Here is a 1,274-nt window from a genome sequence, read left to right as displayed (position 1 = left end):
TGCCCATCAGCGCGTACATCGCCCACCCGGTCAAGGGGTGTGCGGGCACGGCCCTGCGCACCGCCGAGATGACACCCGCCGGTATCACGCACGATCGCACGTTCATGGTGGTCGACGACGGCGGCGGTTTCCGCAGCCAGCGCGACGTCCCCGGGATGGCGCTCATCCGCGCCGGAGTCAGCGCCGACGGCGCGCGCCTGAGCCTGGACGCGGGGTCCTCCTCCCTGGAGATCGAGACCGACCCCGAGGGTCCGCGCCTGGACGTGACCGTGCACAGGAAGCCGTTCACGGGCCTGGACCAGGGTGACGAGGCCGCCGGATGGCTGTCGGAGGTGCTCGGCGCGCCGAGCCGCCTGGTCCGGGTACCCAACGACCACAACCGCCGGGTGGGCGGGCTGACGCCGGGCACCAGCGCGTTCGCCGACAGCACGGCCGTGCTGATGGCGTCGCTGTCCTCGCTGGACCTGCTCAACGAACGCATCCTCGCGCGCGGCGCCGAGCCCGTGCCGATCAACCGGTTCCGGCCCAACGTCGTGGTGTCCGGCTGGCCCGATCCGCACACCGAGGACCGGGTCCGCGCCGTGCGCCTGGGCTCGGCGGAACTGGGCTACGCCAAGCTGTGCATCCGTTGCGCGGTCACCACGGTGGACCAGGCCCGGGGCGTCAGGTCCGGGCCCGAACCCCTGCGCACGCTGGCGGACTACCGCCGCGCGGACGGGGGCGGGGTGTCCTTCGGCGCCAAGTTCGCCGTCACCCGTCCGGGAACGCTCGCGGTCGGCGACGAGGTGGAGGTCACCGCCTGGGACGAGCCCGAGGAGGGGCCGGGCGAGCGCCTCGCCGCCGCCCTGGCCTGAACCCCGCGGTCCGGTACGCCTCCCGTCCTCGCGGAACGGTGCTCGCGCTCACGGCGCGTTCCGCTCCGGCTCAGTCGTCCAGGTCCGCCTCGGCCAGGAGCAGGGCCGCGGAGGACGGGTCGCGCAGCGCGGCCGCCACCAGGTGCCGCCGCGACCACTGCCCCGCGCGCCAGCACAGGGCGCGGGCCAGCCCGTCGGTGGTGGAGGCGTGCACCGAGCCGTCCCCGACGTACCACTCCAGCTCGACACCGTCCACCATGAGCGTCTGGTGGTGCAGGTAGGTGCGGTCGGGCTCTCCGTCGGGGTCCATGAAGAGGTCCGCCTCGTCGGGAACCGGCCGGATCCGCCCCGCCGAACCGATCCGCCCGGTCACCGCCTCGCTCGCCAGGTCCAGGTCGAGCACGTCCGCCACGGCGTCGA

General features: G+C 74.3%; 1 protein-coding gene and 1 pseudogene. One reads left to right on the top strand and one right to left on the bottom strand.

Going from position 1 to position 1,274, the window contains the following annotated elements; all coding sequences use genetic code 11:
- Positions 1-5: 5 nt before the first annotated feature.
- Positions 6-854: an MOSC domain-containing protein gene (locus D455_RS0119865; protein WP_026122801.1), complete on the top strand. Its 849-nt coding sequence runs from the start codon at positions 6-8 to the stop codon at positions 852-854.
- 70 nt (positions 855-924) lie between these two features.
- On the opposite strand, the pseudogene D455_RS31085 reads toward D455_RS0119865, so the two are convergent.
- A pseudogene (locus tag D455_RS31085) lies at positions 925-1,274 on the bottom strand (ATP-binding protein); the annotation flags it as partial.

It is taken from the genome of Nocardiopsis halotolerans DSM 44410 (genome assembly GCF_000341065.1).
Taxonomy (GTDB): domain Bacteria; phylum Actinomycetota; class Actinomycetes; order Streptosporangiales; family Streptosporangiaceae; genus Nocardiopsis; species Nocardiopsis halotolerans.
This window is presented reverse-complemented; position numbering and strand designations above follow the sequence as displayed.